This window comes from Leisingera aquimarina DSM 24565, from assembly GCF_000473165.1.
Taxonomy (GTDB): Bacteria; Pseudomonadota; Alphaproteobacteria; order Rhodobacterales; family Rhodobacteraceae; genus Leisingera; species Leisingera aquimarina.
In genome coordinates this window covers 1,765,693-1,782,222 of the sequence record NZ_KI421504.1, presented here as the reverse complement: position 1 = coordinate 1,782,222, position 16,530 = coordinate 1,765,693, and the positions used below count along the sequence as shown (strand labels likewise).

The window sequence follows — 16,530 nt, the reverse complement described above, 5'->3', positions numbered from 1 at the left end:
GTGGCGATTGAGGTACAGCGCTACGCAGCTGAAAACGCCACCGATTGGGATGTTTTCCTGAAGGCATCGAAAAACGGCACCTTCCTGCTTCAACGCGGGTTCATGGACTATCACGCCGACCGCTTTCAGGATCATTCTCTGATGATCCATGAAGACGGCAAGCTGCTGGCGGTGCTGCCCGCCAATGCCGATGGCACGGCGCTGAATTCCCATGGCGGGCTGACCTACGGCGGGGTAATTTCCGGCACCAAGATGAGTGCGGAGCGCATGCTTATGGTTTTTGAGGCGCTTGCCGCCTATTTGCGCCCCGCCGGGTTCACCGAGGTGAACTACAAAGCCATCCCCTATATCTATCACCGCCAGCCGGCCGATGAAGACATCTATGCGCTGTTCCGGCAGGGTGCGCAGGTTGTACGCACGGATGTGTCAGCCACCATCGCAGTACCGCGCCGCCTGCCCTTTGGCAGCGGCAAAAAAGACGGGTTGCGCAAGGCGCGCAAGGCCGGGCTGGAAATCCGCGAAAGCACCGATTGGAGCGCCTGCTGGGCTCTGCTTAGCCAAGTTCTGGACGACCGGCATAATGCGCAACCTGTGCACAGCGAGGCGGAAATCCGGCTTCTTGCGGACCGTTTTCCTGATCGGGTCAGGATGTTCGGTGCATTTGACGGCGATCAGATGATCTCCGCCCTGGTGATCTTTGACTGCAGCCAGACCGTTCACGTGCAATACATCGCCTCGTCTGACCTAGGCCGCCAGAAAGGCGGTGTCGACATGATTGTTCACTACTTGCTGGACGCTGTTTTTACCGGCAGGGCGTGGTTCGACTTTGGCATTTCCACTACCGATCAGGGCCAGATTCTGAATACCGGGCTGGCCAAACAAAAAGAGATGTTCGGCGCCCGCAGCACAGTGTATCAGCAGTACCTCTGGCAGCTCATCTGACGAAGCTCCTGCCGTCCGGACATCTGACAGAGGATGCGGCCGGCAGAATTAAAGGACATGCAATGACACATAGACCCGCCGCCAGTTTCATCCTGCTGTCCTATTGCCAGGAAGACACTATTGCCGAGTCAGTGCAGTCCTTGCTGGACCAGGATTGCGAACCAATCGAGATTATCATCTCGGATGATGCCTCCACTGACGGGACGTTTGAAAAGATCAAACAGCTCGCCGAAAGCTATTCCGGCCCGCACCGGATTGTGGCACGTCGGAACGACACCAATATGGGCGTCAACCGCCATATCGAACATGCTATCGCCCTCGCTGCCTCCGACCTGATGATCTGGACCGCCGGCGATGACCGCAATGCCCCCAACCGCGCCCAGCGGGTTATCGACAGCCACCGGCTAACCGGCGCCAAACTGCTCTATTCGGATGCGGAAACCATCGGCCCGGACGGAGAACCCGGTGAGAACACCTACCGCCGCGCCCTGTTCTACAAGGGCTTCAGCACTGAGGACGCGGCCACGGCCTTTTCGCTCTACCTGGGGGCAACTGCTGCATGGCACAAAGACCTCTATCGCAAATACGGCGGTTTCCCCAAAGACCGCGCCTATGAGGATCTGATCCTCGGCTTCCGCGCCCTGCTGGAGGACGGCCTGCACTACATTCCCGAGAAGCTGGTGATCTACAAGGAGGACGTCGGCATCTCAGCCCAGTTGACCAAGAAGATCAGCACTCTGACCAATCAGGAGCGCCGGGCACGGATGCTGAAAGGGCAACTGGCCGTCTTGGAACAGCGCCTTGCGGATGCCACAACCTTTGGCCTGGCAGATAGCTCTCCGGTTGTCAGGAAGATGACGCAAGCTGCCGGCAAGATCCGTGCACGGCTGGATTTCTACGACGGTATCGGCGCCGTGCTGGCCAGCCGGCACTATGGTTGGGGGGCAAAGCTGCAGGGCATCGCCAGCGAAGGCATGCGCAGGCTGCGCAACAGGTAACAGGGCAGACCCAAAATGCCTGCCAGACGGCAGGCCGCAAGTTGTCAGGCTTGCAGCCTCCACGGACCTTCCTGTTCCAGACTACCTGAAACCGCCTCTGAATCTGCATTTGTCCTGAAGGCGCCGATAGCTCCGGCCATGGCCTGCGCTTCTTTGGACAGGCCCAGGCTTGAGGAGGTGACTTCCTCGAACAGGGCAGCATTGCGGGTGGTGGCATCGTCAAGATTGGACATTGCCGAATTGATCTCCTGCAGGCTGCCGGATTGCTCGGCAGAGGCCTGGGAAATAGTTTTCATTAGATCTGCTGCGCTGTCGACAGAGGCGGAGATTTCACCAATTGCCGTGCGGGTCTGTTCAACCAGATCCGCACCAAGTTCGACATTCTGGCCGGCCTCATCCACCAGAGCCGAAATTTCAGTCGCGGCTTCTTTCGACCGGTGCGCCAAGGTCCGCACTTCCGAGGCCACCACCGCAAAGCCCTTGCCAACAGTGCCAGCGCGTGCGGCCTCGACCCCGGCATTCAGCGCCAGAAGGTTGGTCTGCTGGGCAATCGCCTCGATCATGCCGATGATCCGTGAGATTTTTTCGGAGCTTTCCTTGATTGCTTCCATTGCGCCGTACGTTCGCTTCACCACTTCGATACTGGCGCTGGCATTCTCGCGTGCCGCTTCAACAGAGGCTGACGCCTCCCCCGAGGCCTGGGCGGTGCCGGTAATGGAAACCGAGAGCTGGTTCACGGCAGCAGCCGTGCCTGCCAGCGTCTGCGCAGTACGCTCCGAGCGTTCGGACAGATCGCGGGAGGCCGAGGAGATTTCGGTGCTGCCGCCAGCAATCGACTGGCCGCTTGTGCTGAGGCTGCTGACGGATGCCTCCAGCTTCTCCAGTGCCGCATTGAAATCATCACGCAGCTTCGTATAGCCCTCACCCATTTCCCCGCGAATCCGGGCTGTCAGATCGCCTTGCGACAGCTGCTCCAGCCCTTCGCCAATGGCCGTCACCGCCGCAGTCTGCTCTGCCAGGCGGGCGTCACGTTCCGCATCCGCTGCGGCCTCAACTTCTGCCTTCTCCACCAGCCCGTCGCGAAACACCGAAAGCGCGGTGGCAATCCGGAAGATTTCGTCGCTCGACCGGTCGTACCCCGTTACAGGGCGCAAGTTGCCTGCAGCCAGCCGCTCGGTTGTGCCGCTGATATCAGCCAGAGGGCGCAGGATAAGGATCCGTGTCAGAACCAGAGACGCCAGGAACACTGCTGCAGCCACAGCCGCCAGGATCTGCAGCTGTTGCTGCGCCGCCTTCACATCACCCGCAAGCCCGCCCGCTATGGACGCGATCTCCAGCCGGCTTTCGGCCCCCAGACTGGTTGCGTGATGTGCAAATTCCAATACCGCGTCCACAGTAGCCTGCGACGCCGCGGCAGCCGCAGCCGTGGCCTCCAGCGACGCCACCTTGAAGACCGGCAATCCTTCGGACGGATCGGCAAGGCCAACCAAGTCCTTAAGTTCCTGCGCAAAGACCCCATTGTTGAAACCGGCATACCCCTGCAGCGCCTTGGCAGCTTCCTGAAGCGGGGCAGCAGCGGCATCGGCGGCATCAATATCATGCGCGGCCGCCACATCCAGCGCCGCCACCTGAAAGGCGCTGATCCAGCCGTTGATCTCCAGCAGCTGCTGCAGCACGCCAACCTGGTTGTCCAGCAGCCCCTGGATCGCCGTCCGGTTATCGGAGCTGGCTTGGGTTGCCGCAACAGACAGGGTGAACACCATACGCTCCATTGCCTGGGTCAGCGGGCGCACGCTGGCGTTGCGGGCGCTCAGAACTTCCTTGCGGCTGTCCTTCAGCTCCTTGCGGCTTGCGGTGAGTGTATAGCGGAACAGTTTCACACCCGCGCGGACCTTCTTGGCCCTGAATGCATCCAGGCCCAGCTCCTCTAGCCCCCCCATGACCGGCTCCAGCCGGCTCAAAGCGTCATTGGCCATCTTTTTGAGCGCCCGCTTGGTGGGCACGTCGCGCACATGGCCCAACGCCAGAGCCGCACCAGACAAAATGCTGATATCAGCGCGGGTCTCCAACAGCGTTTGCAAGCTGCCGAACTGTTGCTCCACCAGGTTTTTGAGCACCTCATCGACCTGGCCAATTGTGTCTTCGCCGCCTGCCATCAAACTGTCGCTGGCCTCCGACGCGACCTGCACAAGCTTCTCCTGCACCGTTTGACTAAGAGTCTGCAGACTGGCGGTCTGGGAGTCGATCCAGGCCTGGTTGCGGAAAGCGCCTTTGCGGGCCGCGATCAGATTGTTGAGCATTTCCGAGGCAGCATCAGCCTCCGGCCTAAACATGGCCCGCTCTGCCGTAGGCAATTCTGCCAGGCTGTTTTCAAGATGCGCAATAGCTGCAGCCGCTTCACTTTCGGCCTGACCCAGGCCATCAACTGATCCAGCCTGCAAAACTGCGATCATAGCATCCTTTGTCCGGCTTCCCGCTTTGACAAGGCGGCCGCTCAGCTCCAGCCGGGGCACTTTCTGTTCGGTCAAAACCTCCATCTGGCGGCCGGTCTGAGAAAAGACCAGAGTAACCAGAACACCGCCAACTGCTAAAGCAGCCCCCATAGCCATCAGGATCAGTGTGATTTTTGCGCCAATGCTGGAAACCAAACGGAAACCGCGCTTGGCGGGAAGTTTTTTCTTTGCAGTCATAATATCACCCAAGGCATCCGCCCATATACCGTGCCAAGACCGGACAAGCTTCCGGCCCCGCCGCCGTTATCGGCAGGCCAGGCATTCAATGGTGCAGGACCGCTGCCGCACAGCTGCCCGCGTCTCCCAAACAAAAGGGCCGCAAGAACGTAAAAAAAACATGAGCGGCAATCGGGAAATCTGTTGGATTTTAGAGACTGGCAAAAACCGAAGGCCGTTTCACCTTTACCGGTCAGGTCTCTCCGGAGAGACGGCGCGCCGCATGCAGAGGCAAATTTGTGGCTTCGGTGACAGGCCGGTAACCGGAAAGCGGATCAAAGATATGCCGGATCTGCCCGCCCTCGCGGCAAGTGGTCAGCAGAACCGGACGGCCATTCACTTGCTCGCCGGACACCGTAACCGGCAAAGTGCCTGTCAGCCAGCCGCCGTAACTGACGGTCCCGCTGCCGCTGCGGATGACAATCTCGAAATAATCCAGCGCAGCCATTCTGAAGATCAGATCCGGCACTTCGCTCGGCCCGCCGCCCAGATGCTCGACCGTCAAGTCGGCACCGATAAGGTTTTGCACCGAATAGCCCCAGCGGTGCATGAAATCCTCAACAACATCCAGGATCTCTTGTGTCCGCTCTTCGGGCTGCACACCCGGGCCGTATTCCGAAAACCGGCGTTCAAAAGACAGGTTCTCTGGCACGCCGCCTCCTTGACCTTGGTTCAGGGCCAAACTGCCCGATTTGCTGCTGGTTCCGGTAAAGCCTAGCACGCACAGCCGCTTCCCGCACAAAAGATGTTTTCGGAATACAGGTTACACTGCGTCACCGTGGCTTTTGCACAGTCGCTTGACCGGCTATTCCGGCACGCCCGCTTGCCGCAAGGCGGAAGCCCATTCCCGTCCCGCCGGGCTCATCGCTGCAGGATTGTCACGCTGAAACTGCGACAGGCAGAATTCCGGCGCCGCCTCAAGCAGCCTTTGGACTGTGCTGCGGGCTTCAGCGCCCCGACCGGACATTTGCAGGGCGATCGCCTTGGAACGCAACGGCACCGGGAAGGCCCCCTTGGCTTCCAGCGACCGTTCAGAAAGTTCAATCGCACGGCCAAAGTTACGGGCAGACAAATACGCCAGCGCTGAGAGCGCATCAAAATAGTACCGCTGCGGCCCCAGAGGCGTCAGCCGCCGGGCCGCGTCGGTCATTTGCACCGCTTCATCCGGCATATCCTGATAGGCCAGTGTCGCCCCTTTCAGCAGCAGCGCCAACGCCTCGTTCGGATTGTCGCGCAGCGCCAGATCATAGGCGTCCTGCGCCAGATCGAAGCGGAACGTCAGATGGCTGGAAATAAGGCCCTTGAGCGTATGAGCCAACGAGAAGCCCGGCGCAGCTTCGATCGCGGCCTCTGCCATCCGGCTGGCCAGGCGGCTGTCCTCTCCACGGTTCGGAGACAACCCCTTTTCAACCCGCATCACATGCCAAAATCCCATCCAAGTCAGCGGCAGCACATGCTTTGGCTCCCGTTCAAGCAGATGCGACAGGATTTCATGTGCTTGCTGGAATTTGCGCGCGTCCATTTCCTGCATCAGAGAAATCGCCGCCATCAACAGGGTATGGCTTTCCAGGGTGGACAGCGGCTTGAAACCCGCCAGCCGGACAGCTTCGCCCGCGGCGGTCTGTCCGATTTGCTGAGTGGCATTGCGCAGCACGGCGCTGCGGCCCTCCATCAGGCTGCCTTTGCTGCCCTCGAAACTGCGCGACCAGATCACTTTTTCGCGGACTGCATCATGCAGATCGATCTCAACCCGGAACCGGTTGCCGTCGCAGCTGACCGTGCCCGACACCAAGTAGTCAACGCCCGCGACAGAAGACACTTCGGCTGGACGCACTGTTTCCGGATCAAACTGGCGCGATGCCAGATATGAGGTGACCGAAAACGCCCAGCTGCGCGACAAGTACCGTGACAATTCTTCAGACATCAGCCCTCCCAGCGGCACAACCGAGTCGCCCGGGGCACGATGCACAAAGGGCAGCACCGCAATGGAAGGCAGCAGCCCATCCAGGATAACACGGCCTGGCGATGCTCCCGCCTGCGGTCCAGGCCGGGCAGCGCCGCGGGCGAATTCCGCCCGGGCTTCGCTCAGCCAAGCGTTAAAAGCGGTCTCATGAGGCAGTTCAAACCCTTCCATGAAATTCGCATTGCCCGCGCAACTGTCCAACTCCACCCTGGTCAGGTCGAGGATAACCCGCTCTCGGTTTGCATATAGCAGCTTGGCCGCTTCGGGGCCCAGATGCCGGCGCAACGTCGACAAGGCTGTCCGCAGGCTTGCCTTTGCCTGTTCGGGCTGCGCCAGGCACCACAGTGTCTTCTCCAGAAACGCCCGCGTGCGGATCCCGCCGTCAGCAGAGGACAAAAGCGCCAGCAGCGCCTGATGTTTCGCCCCAAGTTGAACATTGGCTCCATCTGCGTGAAAGACGCCAAACGCGCCAAACCGGCATATCTTTAGAAAGACAATCATCCGTTAACCCCACAATAATCCGTGTCGCACTTGAAATTAAAGTAACGTTACATTGCATTACGACAATATATTTTGCAATTACTGATTGCATTTTTTCGCAATTCACTTCAAAAGCAACACCTGACAGAGCATTGTTGCAGAACTCACACGTGAGGTGTGACTTCCCCTTTCCCCACTGACTTCATGCCACGCGGACGGTCTCGTCGGTGCCGAGCGCGTGGCAGCGGTTCATAAGAGCGATGCGAATGTGGATCTCGGCGGTCTGGCGCTCGGGGTCTCTTGCGGCGATGGGCTCGCTGAAAGCCTTGAGGCAGCGCATCTTGGCTTCGATGCGGCTTCGGGCGTGGTATCCGGTCCAGCGCTTCCAGAACGCCCGGCCGTAGTGGCGGGTGGCACGCAGTGTCTCGTTGCGGACCCGCGCAGCCGGGCAATCCTCTTTCCGCGCGGGCCCGTTCTTGCGGATCGGGATGACCGGGGTGGCTTGCCGGCCGATGATGGCGGTGTGGCCGCGGCGCGTGTCATATGCCCGGTCAGCGGTCACGGTGCCGATCTGCTCGGCCTCGGGGATCTGACCGAGCAGGTCGGGCAGCACAGGCCGGCAGCACAGGGCTGTCGCCGTCGCGGCTTGGAGTGAATTCCACAGCGCGCATGCCGGAGGTCGCCGTGTCCATGGCCAGATGCACCTTGCGCCCCTCTCATTGATTGCTTTGCAATCAACTGCCGGGCAGGGATTGGCGGCGGCCCTGCACCCCGTGCTTGCGGGCCTGCCATTCGCCATCCCCAAGCAACTTGATCCCGGTGCTGTCCATTGCCCGGCAGGGCATCACAGAGTGATGCCCCGAGAGGGGACCAGCAGGTTGAGCGGGCCGTCCATGCGGCGATACGGGATCTGCACCGCCAGTGTCTTCTGCCTGCGGCAGAGGGTGGAGGAGCCGGGCACGGGCCAATCCGGACCTGCCAGCCGGAGCAGGTTCGACGCCATCCCGGCGGTCTGCCGCAAGAGTAGCTTGAACAGCGCTTTGATCGACAGGCAGAACTGGATCGCCGCGTCGGAAAAGACCGCAGGGGGGGCCGGGCGGCATTCCTGCGGCGCGCGCCAAGTCATGTCCTTGTCCACCCAGATCAGCAGCGAGCCCCGCTTGCGCAACGCGGCGTTGAGGCTGGACCAGTTCGTTGTGCGATCGCGGGAGGGGATGGTTTGCTCATGCGGACCGTGCAAGCGCATGGATTCCTGATGTGAATCCTCAGAAGTCAGAGTTCTGCAACAACGCCACCTGACAGCCATCGAGTGCGTCTGAGGGCTAACACTATCGCCCGAACGACACGGCACAGTAAGCTGACTGCTTGGAGCAACCTGATTTAGTGAAGCTATGCAGGTCCTTTGCAACAACCATGACCTGATCCGCTAAGAAGAGCGGACGCACACGCAAAAACTGTAATTCACTACCCAAGCAGAACAGCGGGGCTGTCTGCCAGCATCGAAAATCAAGCCTTCGGCCTGTGTTGTCTTGATATCCGCCCCTAAACCGCAGGTACAAAGCGGTAGCCGCTGCCAATGCGCTCCGCCCGCCCGATACCGCCGCCGGGCAGATGATAGCCGATCAACTGCATTTGTTCGGCGGCAAGCCGGTCCAGCAAACGCATACGTGCCACAGCAGCCGTTTGCGGCTCTTGGTCGGCACCAACCGGCCTGCCAGGGTCAGCAAAGCTTACATGATGATTACCCACTGCATCCCCTAGAACCAGGACACTGTTACTGCCATCCCTGACTTCAAATGACATATGCCCCGGCGTGTGGCCTGGCGTGGCATGAGCTGCGACTCCAGGCAGGATCTCCTCGCCGTCCCGGAAAAGCTGCACCTTGTCTTCCAGCCGCTCCATCCTGCGCAGGGCCCCAATGGCCATGGCCGTCCTGCTGCTGCCAATCCTGTCTGCAGTCTGCGGGTCGAACCAGTAATCCCATTCTTTCTGCCCCATCAGATAGTCTGCGCCAGGGAACAACAGATCGTCAAAATCATCCAGCACCCCCCACAGGTGATCCGGATGGCAATGTGTAAAGACCACATGCGTCACCTCGTCAGGCGTGACGCCAAGAACATCCAGCGCGCCGGGCAGATTTCCGGCACTATCCTGAAACCCCGGCCCGGCGCCGGCATCGAACAGAACGACTCGGCCCTCTGCGCGCAGCAAGGTTACATTCACCTCCGGCGTCAGCGGCCCGGCTGCAAGCCCGTACTGTTTCAACGCTTGTTGCAAAGCATCCGGCTCAAGCCCGTCAAACAGAAACTCCGGCGGCAAAGTGAGATACCCGTCTGAAACCGTCTCAATCCGCTTATTGCCCAAAGTGATCCGCGCCGAAGCCCAGCCGGGGACAGCAGCAGCCGCCAGCCCCACTGCAGCCGACAACCCAAATTCACGCCTGGTGAACTCCATACCGTTTCCTTCCCGTATCGCCGCGCAATCAAATGCACAAATAATGTTTGGTGAATATTACTTCATGACGGCAGTAAGGGAAACACACGGCAATGCCGCAACCCGGCGTGCCGGAATACAGGCGGTTCCTAAACCAGCTCCAGCGCGGTGCAAGCCCTGCGCAGGGCCGCACAAAACCGCTGGGCTGCAGCCGAAAGCTGGTGCTCCCGCCGGACACACAGACCCACGGGGCCAAGAGTGCTGTCGGTATTCAAGGGCAGCGCTGCCATGCTGCCAGCCTCCAGCTCCGGCCGCACCACACCGTGGCTGATGATCCAAATCGCCTGATGCGCCAAGACAAAGCGCCTCCCAAAGGTGGCGGAAACGGTTTCGATCGGGAACCGGGGCAGTGCCAATCCCTGCTCAAGAAACATCCGCTCGACCATCGGCCGGATTATCGATCCTTCAGACGGCATCAGCACCGGGTAATCCTCAAAAGCTGAAGGCGGCACATGCACGGCGCCGGCCAAAGGATGGTCCCGCGCGACAACGACGGCCACCCGCTCGCGGTACAGCGGGTCGAATTCCACGCCCGCCATGGCTTCCGGCGCAGGCATCCTGCCAACCACCACATCCAGCCCGCCCCGGCGCAGCTGGTCGATCAGGTACTGATTACCCCCGGACATCACCATGAACCGCCCCGGCGCGCCGCCGCCACGCAGTTGCGCCAGCGTGTCAGGGACCAGATCGGCGGCGACGGTGGGAAGTGCGCCAATGGCAACCAGTGGTCCGTCTGCCTCATCCAGGCCGCGCAACAGCGCCACTCCGTCACGAGCCAGCGCCAGGCTGCGCCCGGCATGATCCCGGAACAGCTCGCCATATCCGCTGAGCCGGATACCCCGGCCATGCTTTTCGACCAGCGGCTTGCCGCAAACTTCCTCCAGTTCGCGCAGCGCCCGTGTCACCGCGGGCTGGGTCATGCCCAAGGCCCCGGCCGCCTGGGTGACGCTCATCTTGCGGGCCACTTCGACGAACACCTCAAGATGACGCAGTTTCAATGAAGACGATAGCCGCATACCAGTCCGGTTATGATTTCATGTGTCAATCAAGATTATACAGATCATCCCCGGCATGCGATACTTTATCCAGCACGGGGAGACCAGGATGACGCAGCAAGACCGATACAGCCAAGGCATGCAGATCAGGCGCAAGGTGCTTGGCGACGCCCACGTAGAGCGCGCAGAGACCGCCAAAACAGCGCTGGACGCCCCCTTTCAGGAGCTGATCACCGAAGCTGCCTGGGGCACGGTCTGGGCCTCTGACCGAATTTCACTGCGGGAACGGTCGATGCTGACACTGGCGCTGCTGGCTGCCACTGGGAATTTCGACGAAATTCCGATGCACATCCGCGCCACCGTCCGCACCGGTGCCAGCCAGAAGGACGTGATTGAAGCCTTCCAGCATGCCGCCATCTATGCCGGGGTGCCGCGGGCAAACCGTGCGCTGAAGCTGGCCAAGGAAACCTATGCCGAAATGGCCGCTGAGGAAGGGAGAACCGCATGAGCACACCGCCGAAACAGGGGGAGTTCTACCAGCGCGACCGCCGCTGGCATCCGCCCGCGCTGTCGCAAGATTACAAGACCTCGGTCACCCGCTCGCCGCAGCTTCCGCTGATCAGCCTGGAGAACACCGCCAGCGAGATCACCGGCCCAGTGTTCGGCCACAACGACATCGCCACCGCCGACAATGACCTGCTGACCAACTTTGCCCAACCCGGAGAAAGCCCGATCGGCGAGCGGATTATCGTGCATGGCCGGGTGCTGGATGAAAACGCCCGGCCGGTGCCGAATACGCTGGTGGAAATCTGGCAGGCCAATGCCTCCGGCCGTTACCGGCACAAGAAGGACAGCTACCTAGGGTCGCTGGATGCGAATTTCGGCGGCTGCGGCCGGACGCTGACGGATGAAAACGGCTGCTATCATTTCCGTACCGTGAAACCCGGCGCCTACCCCTGGCGCAACCGGGTGAACGACTGGCGGCCCGCGCATATCCATGTCTCGGTCTTTGGCACCGGTTTTGCCCAGCGGATGATCACCCAGCTCTACTTCGAGGGCGACCCGCTGATTGCCCGCTGCCCGATTGTGAACACCATACCGGACCCGGAAGCGGTGGAGATGCTGATTGCCCGGCTCGACATGAATGCGACCATCCCGCTGGACACCATCGCCTACCGCTTTGACATCGTGCTGCGCGGGCGGCGGTCCACGCTGTTTGAGAACCGGCTGGAGGGGAACTGAAGCATTTCCAGGAAAAGTGGAATCCGGTTTTCCGGTTCGGAAATGCGGCAAGGAGAATGTTATGCGCCAGAAGCTTGGATATCTAAAGGAAACCCCCTCGCAAACCGCCGGCCCCTACGTCCACATCGGCCTCGCGCCCGGTGCCGCGGGGTTTGAGATCTACGATCAGGAGCTTGGACGCGACATTGCCGGTCCCAACGCCAAGGGTGAGCGCATCCGGGTTGAGGGTGTCGTGACCGACGGCACCGGCTCACCAGTCAAGGATGTGCTGCTGGAAGCGTGGCAGGCCAATGCGGACGGTATCTATGCCCACCCGGAACATGCCGGCACGGTGGAGGACGGTTTCCGCGGCTGGGGCCGGGTCACTACCGGTTTCGAGACTGGAGAATGGGGTTTTGACACCGTGAAACCTGGGCCGGTGATGGGCCGCAACAGCCAAAGGATGGCACCGCACATCAGCCTGTGGATTGTGGCACGCGGCATCAATGTGGGGCTGAACACCCGGATCTATTTCGAGGATGAGGGTGAGGCCAATGCGGCCGATCCTGTGCTGAACGTGATAGAATGGGAGAGCCGCCGCCAGACCCTGATCGCCAAGCACAGCGCACAGAACGGCAAGTCCGTCTACCGCTTGGACATCCGCCTGCAGGGCGAAGGTGAAACCGTTTTTTTTGACATCTGAAGGGGATCAATCATGAGCAAACCCTGCATCATCTGCGTTGCCATCACCGGCTCGGTCCCGACCAAGGAAAACAACCCGGCGGTGCCCGTCACCATTGCGGAACAGATCGAAAGCACCCAGGAAGCGTTTGAGGCCGGTGCTTCGATTGCCCATTGCCATGTGAGGAACGACGACCAGACACCGACCTCTGACCCGGAAAGGTTCGCGCGGCTGATGGAGGGACTGCAGAAACATTGCCCCGGCATGATCGTGCAGCTGTCGACCGGCGGCCGCTCCGGTGCAGGGCACGAGCGCGGCGGCATGCTGCCGCTGCGCCCTGACATGGCGTCGCTCTCAGTCGGCTCCAACAACTTCCCCACCCGGGTCTATGAGAATTCCCCCGATTTGGTGGACTGGCTGGCCTCGGAGATGCGCGCTCACGACGTGAAGCCCGAAATCGAGGCCTTTGACTTGTCGCATATCCACCAGGCGGTGAAGATGAACCGCGAGGGCCGCATTCCCGGCACCCTCTATGTGCAATTCGTGATGGGGGTGAAGAACGCGATGCCCGTGGATAAGGACGTGTTCGATTACTACGTCAGGACCATACAGCGGCTGGCACCGGAGGCCCAGTGGTGCGGCGCTGGTGTCGGGCCTGGGCAGATCCTGGTCAACGAATGGTCGATCGCGGCGGGCGGCCACACCCGGACCGGGCTGGAGGACAACATGCGGTTGGACCGCGAGACGCTGGCCCCTTCCAACGCCGCGCTGGTGAAACGCGCGGCAGAGCTTTGCGAAAAACACGAACGTCCTGTCGCCACTTGGCAGCAGGCCCGAAGAATCCTGGAGCTGCGCCCTGCCTGAGGGTGCCGGCTTCGGGCCGCAAGGCCCGAAGCCAGGCCCAAGCCTGCCAGGCCGCCCGTCAGGGCAGCCGCGGGCGCGGGAGCTTCCCTGCCCCATACGGTATGCTCATTCTTCTCCTGACAAATCCTTCAGGATCGGGCAATCCGGGCGGTTGTCGCCTGCGCAGCCTTTGACCAGTTCGCCCAGCGTGTCGCGCATCGCTTGCAAGTCGGCGATCTTCTCCTCGATCTTGCTGAGATGCTCCAGCGCCAGCTGTTTCACATCGGCGCTGGCGCGGCTTTCATCCTCGTAAAGCGCCATCAGGGTGCGGCAGTCCTCGATGGTAAAGCCTAGCGCCCGGGCGCGGCCTAGAAACGCCAGCTTGTGCAGGTCGGTCTTGGCAAAACAGCGATAGCCATTGGCGCTGCGGTGCGGCTTGATCAGACCGATGTCCTCGTAATAGCGGATGGTCTTGGCGGGCAGGCCCGAGCGGCTGGATACGTCCCCGATATTCATGCGCGTGCCTCCTGCTTGATGTCTGCCTTGGGTGCCGGTGCGGCCTGACCCTCATCTATGGCCGGTTTCAGGCGGCGCAAGCGCAGCGCGTTCGACAGCACAAAGACACTCGACAGCGCCATGGCACCCGCCGCCAATGCCGGCGACAGAAGCGGCCCGCCAAGGGGATAGAGCACACCTGCCGCCACCGGCACCAGCAGCACATTATAGCCAAAGGCCCAGCCCAGGTTCTGGCGGATGTTGCGTATGGTGGCGCAGCTGACGGTCAGCGCATTCACCACCCCGCGCAAATCGCCCGAAACCAGCACCACATCCGCCGCTTCAATCGCGACATCCGTACCGGTGCCGATGGCAATACCCGCATCCGCTGCTGCCAGCGCCGGGGCATCGTTGATGCCATCGCCTACAAAAGCCAGCGTGCCGTGCTCCGCCTGCAGCTCCTGCAGCGCCTTAACCTTGTCCGCAGGCAGGCATTCGGCCTTCACCGCATCAATGCCCAGCCGCGCGGCAATTGCCTGCGCCGTGGCCGCCGCATCACCGGTGATCATGGCCACCTTCAACCCCTGATCGTGAAACGCCCTGATTGCTGCATGGGTGCCCGGCTTGATCGGGTCCGCCACCGCAATCACCGCCGCAAGCTGGCCGTCAATAGCAGCATAAAGCGGCGTTTCTCCGCGTTCGGCCAATCGCGCGCCTTCTGCCTCCAGCGCGCCAAGCGCAATGCCTTCGCGCGCCATCAGCCTGGCGGCACCTGCCAGTACCAGGTGCCCCTCGACCTCTGCCCGCAGGCCATAGCCTGGAACCGCCTCAAAGGCGTCTGCCTTGGGCAATCTCTTGCCCGCCGCCGCCGTGATGGCGCGGGCAATGGGATGTTCGGACTGCGCCTCCGCCGCGCCGGTCAGGCGCAGCACCTCGTCGCGGGTGAAGCCCTCGGCGCAGATCAGCTCGGTCAGCGCCGGGCGGCCCTCGGTCAGGGTGCCGGTCTTGTCGAGCGCCACCACCTTAACCTTCTGCAGCTTCTGCAGCGCGTCGCCCTTGCGGAACAGCACCCCCATCTGCGCAGCGCGGCCGATACCCACCATGATCGAGGTCGGCGTGGCCAGCCCCATGGCGCAGGGGCAGGCGATGATCAGCACAGAGACACCGGCCACCAGCGCCAGAGGCAGTGACGGCGCCGGGCCGAAAACAGACCAGGCCAGCACGGTCAGCGCCGCAACCGCGATCACCGCGGGCACGAACCACAGGGTGATCCGGTCGACCAGCCCCTGCACTGGCAGCTTCACTCCTTGCGCCTGCTCCACCATGCGGATGATCTGCGCCAGCACGGTGTCGCGCCCGACGCGGGTAGCGCGGAATTCCAGCGCCGCGTTGCCATTGATGGTGCCTGCCGTCACCTCATCGCCGCGGGACTTGGAAACCGGCACCGGCTCGCCGGAAATCATGCTTTCATCGACGTAGGAATTGCCGGAGGTGATCTCGCCATCCACCGCGACCCGCTCGCCCGGGCGGACCCGGATCAGGTCGCCGGTGCCGATCTCCTCCACCGGGATCTCATTGGCATCACCGGCTGAGACCACCATTGCGGTCTTTGGCTGCAACCCGGCCAGCTTGCGGATCGCGGCACCGGTGCGGCCTTTAGCGCGGGCTTCCAGAAAGCGTCCCGTCAGGATCAGCACCACGATGACCGCCGCAGCCTCGTAATAGACATTGGCCGTGCCCGCAGGCAGCAGCCGCGGCGCGAAGGTGGAGATCACCGAAAATCCATAGGCCGCGGAGGTACCCAGGGCCACCAGCGCGCTCATGTCAGGGGCGCCCCGGAACAGCGCTGGGAACCCTTTGGTGTAGAACTGCCGCCCCGGACCCGCCAACACAAGGGTGGTCAAGGCAAACTGCAACAAGTAGCTGTTCTGCACACCGATGTTTGCCGCCACCCAATGGTGCAGCGCCGGGATCATGTGGCCGCCCATTTCGATTAGGAACACCGGCAGTGTCAGCAGTGCGGCGATCAGCACCTGGCGGCCCAATGCGGACATCTCATCCGCCTTGCGCCGGCTGGCCTGCTCCGCTTCATCCTCCGCCGCGCCGCTGAGACGGGCCGGATAGCCGGTATCCGTCACCGTGCGGGCGAGATCGGCAGCGCGGGCCATGCCGGTTAAATACCGGACCTGGGCCGTCTCATTCGCCATGTTCACGCTGGCCGACAGCACTCCCGGCACCGCCAGCAGCGCACGCTCCACCCGGCCCGCGCAGGACGCGCAGCTCATGCCGCTGAGCACCAGGGAAGCTTGCGCCTGTGCCGCTGGATAACCCGCAGAGGCCAAGGCGCCGGTCAGGTCCGTCAGCGCCACATCTGCAGCGGCCTCTACCTGGCCGGTGGCATTGGCAAGGTTCACGGAGGCCGATTGAACCCCCTCGACCGCGGCCAGCGCGCGCTCTGCCCGCCCGGCGCAGCCTGCACAGCTGAGGCCGGTGATATGTAAGGAAAATTGGATCGTGTCTGACATAGGAGTCCCGCCGGTTCTGGTCCTTTAACATGGGATATGAGGGTTCCGGTCAGGGGAAGGTCAAGGGGCGGCATTCAGTTTCCCTCCCATAGGCGGAACCTTTCTGGCAAGCTGCTGGAAATCAGCAGTTTTTCATCACAGAGGAATGGCGCGGACCGTTGGCC

At 61.8% G+C, this 16,530-nt stretch carries 13 protein-coding genes and 1 pseudogene; 6 read left to right on the top strand and 8 right to left on the bottom strand.

Features of this window, described 5'->3' with window-relative positions:
• A complete protein-coding gene (locus tag AQUI_RS0112860; RefSeq protein ID WP_245596915.1) occupies nt 1-942 on the top strand; it encodes a GNAT family N-acetyltransferase in 942 nt (313 codons plus the stop codon).
• A gap of 62 nt (nt 943-1,004) precedes the next feature.
• Nucleotides 1,005-1,940 (top strand): glycosyltransferase, encoded by a 936-nt coding sequence (locus AQUI_RS0112855; RefSeq protein WP_027257875.1) that lies wholly within the window; start codon nt 1,005-1,007, stop codon nt 1,938-1,940.
• Between the two features lie 44 nt (nt 1,941-1,984).
• Here AQUI_RS0112855 and AQUI_RS0112850 read toward each other — a convergent pair whose 3' ends face one another.
• The 6 genes and pseudogenes from AQUI_RS0112850 to pcaQ all read right to left on the bottom strand — a co-directional run bounded on the left by AQUI_RS0112850 (nt 1,985) and on the right by pcaQ (nt 10,603).
• The gene (locus AQUI_RS0112850; protein ID WP_035919950.1) at nt 1,985-4,630 is read right to left on the bottom strand and encodes a methyl-accepting chemotaxis protein; all 2,646 of its coding nucleotides are present in this window, start codon (nt 4,628-4,630) and stop codon (nt 1,985-1,987) included.
• A gap of 232 nt (nt 4,631-4,862) precedes the next feature.
• Nucleotides 4,863-5,321, bottom strand: coding sequence for a hypothetical protein (locus AQUI_RS0112845; protein ID WP_156916821.1), 459 nt, complete (start codon nt 5,319-5,321; stop codon nt 4,863-4,865).
• A gap of 153 nt (nt 5,322-5,474) precedes the next feature.
• A complete protein-coding gene (locus tag AQUI_RS0112840) occupies nt 5,475-7,133 on the bottom strand; it encodes a transcriptional regulator (RefSeq protein ID WP_027257872.1) in 1,659 nt (552 codons plus the stop codon).
• 181 nt (nt 7,134-7,314) lie between these two features.
• Nucleotides 7,315-8,339: pseudogene (locus AQUI_RS29965) on the bottom strand (IS5 family transposase).
• Nucleotides 8,340-8,654: 315 nt separating this feature from the next.
• Nucleotides 8,655-9,566, bottom strand: coding sequence for an MBL fold metallo-hydrolase (locus tag AQUI_RS0112825; RefSeq protein ID WP_027257870.1), 912 nt, complete (start codon nt 9,564-9,566; stop codon nt 8,655-8,657).
• Nucleotides 9,567-9,694: 128 nt separating this feature from the next.
• Nucleotides 9,695-10,603 carry a pca operon transcription factor PcaQ gene (pcaQ, locus tag AQUI_RS0112820; RefSeq protein ID WP_483805410.1) on the bottom strand — a complete coding sequence of 303 codons (909 nt, stop codon included), beginning with the start codon at nt 10,601-10,603 and terminating at the stop codon, nt 9,695-9,697.
• Between the two features lie 106 nt (nt 10,604-10,709).
• Here pcaQ and pcaC point away from each other — a divergent pair, with 106 nt between their 5' ends.
• The 4 genes from pcaC to AQUI_RS0112800 all read left to right on the top strand — a co-directional run bounded on the left by pcaC (nt 10,710) and on the right by AQUI_RS0112800 (nt 13,367).
• Nucleotides 10,710-11,108 (top strand): 4-carboxymuconolactone decarboxylase, encoded by a 399-nt coding sequence (pcaC, locus tag AQUI_RS0112815; RefSeq protein WP_027257868.1) that lies wholly within the window; start codon nt 10,710-10,712, stop codon nt 11,106-11,108.
• The gene (gene pcaH / locus AQUI_RS0112810; protein ID WP_027257867.1) at nt 11,105-11,842 is read left to right on the top strand and encodes a protocatechuate 3,4-dioxygenase subunit beta; all 738 of its coding nucleotides are present in this window, start codon (nt 11,105-11,107) and stop codon (nt 11,840-11,842) included. The genes pcaC and pcaH overlap by 4 nt, the downstream gene beginning before the upstream one ends.
• A 61-nt stretch (nt 11,843-11,903) precedes the next feature.
• Complete coding sequence (pcaG, locus tag AQUI_RS0112805) at nt 11,904-12,524, top strand: protocatechuate 3,4-dioxygenase subunit alpha (protein WP_027257866.1); 621 nt, start codon at nt 11,904-11,906, stop codon at nt 12,522-12,524.
• A 12-nt stretch (nt 12,525-12,536) separates the two neighbouring features.
• Entirely contained in the window at nt 12,537-13,367 is an 831-nt protein-coding gene (locus AQUI_RS0112800) for a 3-oxoadipate:acetyl-CoA acetyltransferase (RefSeq protein ID WP_027257865.1), read from the top strand.
• Between the two features lie 105 nt (nt 13,368-13,472).
• Here AQUI_RS0112800 and cueR read toward each other — a convergent pair whose 3' ends face one another.
• Complete coding sequence (gene cueR / locus AQUI_RS0112795; protein WP_027257864.1) at nt 13,473-13,862, bottom strand: Cu(I)-responsive transcriptional regulator; 390 nt, start codon at nt 13,860-13,862, stop codon at nt 13,473-13,475.
• Nucleotides 13,859-16,366 carry a heavy metal translocating P-type ATPase gene (locus tag AQUI_RS0112790; RefSeq protein WP_027257863.1) on the bottom strand — a complete coding sequence of 836 codons (2,508 nt, stop codon included), beginning with the start codon at nt 16,364-16,366 and terminating at the stop codon, nt 13,859-13,861. Before AQUI_RS0112790 ends, cueR begins: the two co-directional genes overlap by 4 nt.
• Nucleotides 16,367-16,530 lie beyond the last annotated feature (164 nt).

Bases quoted from the DNA above. Each gene is read 5' to 3' on its own strand.
- AQUI_RS0112825 (WP_027257870.1), bottom strand. From the start codon at position 9,566: ATGGAGTTCACCAGGCGTGAATTTGGGTTGTCGGCTGCAGTGGGGCTG.
- AQUI_RS0112800 (WP_027257865.1), top strand. From the start codon at position 12,537: ATGAGCAAACCCTGCATCATCTGCGTTGCCATCACCGGCTCGGTCCCG.
- AQUI_RS0112855 (WP_027257875.1), top strand. From the start codon at position 1,005: ATGACACATAGACCCGCCGCCAGTTTCATCCTGCTGTCCTATTGCCAG.
- AQUI_RS0112840 (WP_027257872.1), bottom strand. From the start codon at position 7,133: ATGATTGTCTTTCTAAAGATATGCCGGTTTGGCGCGTTTGGCGTCTTT.
- pcaC (WP_027257868.1), top strand. From the start codon at position 10,710: ATGACGCAGCAAGACCGATACAGCCAAGGCATGCAGATCAGGCGCAAG.
- cueR (WP_027257864.1), bottom strand. From the start codon at position 13,862: ATGAATATCGGGGACGTATCCAGCCGCTCGGGCCTGCCCGCCAAGACC.
- AQUI_RS0112850 (WP_035919950.1), bottom strand. From the start codon at position 4,630: ATGACTGCAAAGAAAAAACTTCCCGCCAAGCGCGGTTTCCGTTTGGTT.
- pcaG (WP_027257866.1), top strand. From the start codon at position 11,904: ATGCGCCAGAAGCTTGGATATCTAAAGGAAACCCCCTCGCAAACCGCC.
- AQUI_RS0112790 (WP_027257863.1), bottom strand. From the start codon at position 16,366: ATGTCAGACACGATCCAATTTTCCTTACATATCACCGGCCTCAGCTGT.
- pcaH (WP_027257867.1), top strand. From the start codon at position 11,105: ATGAGCACACCGCCGAAACAGGGGGAGTTCTACCAGCGCGACCGCCGC.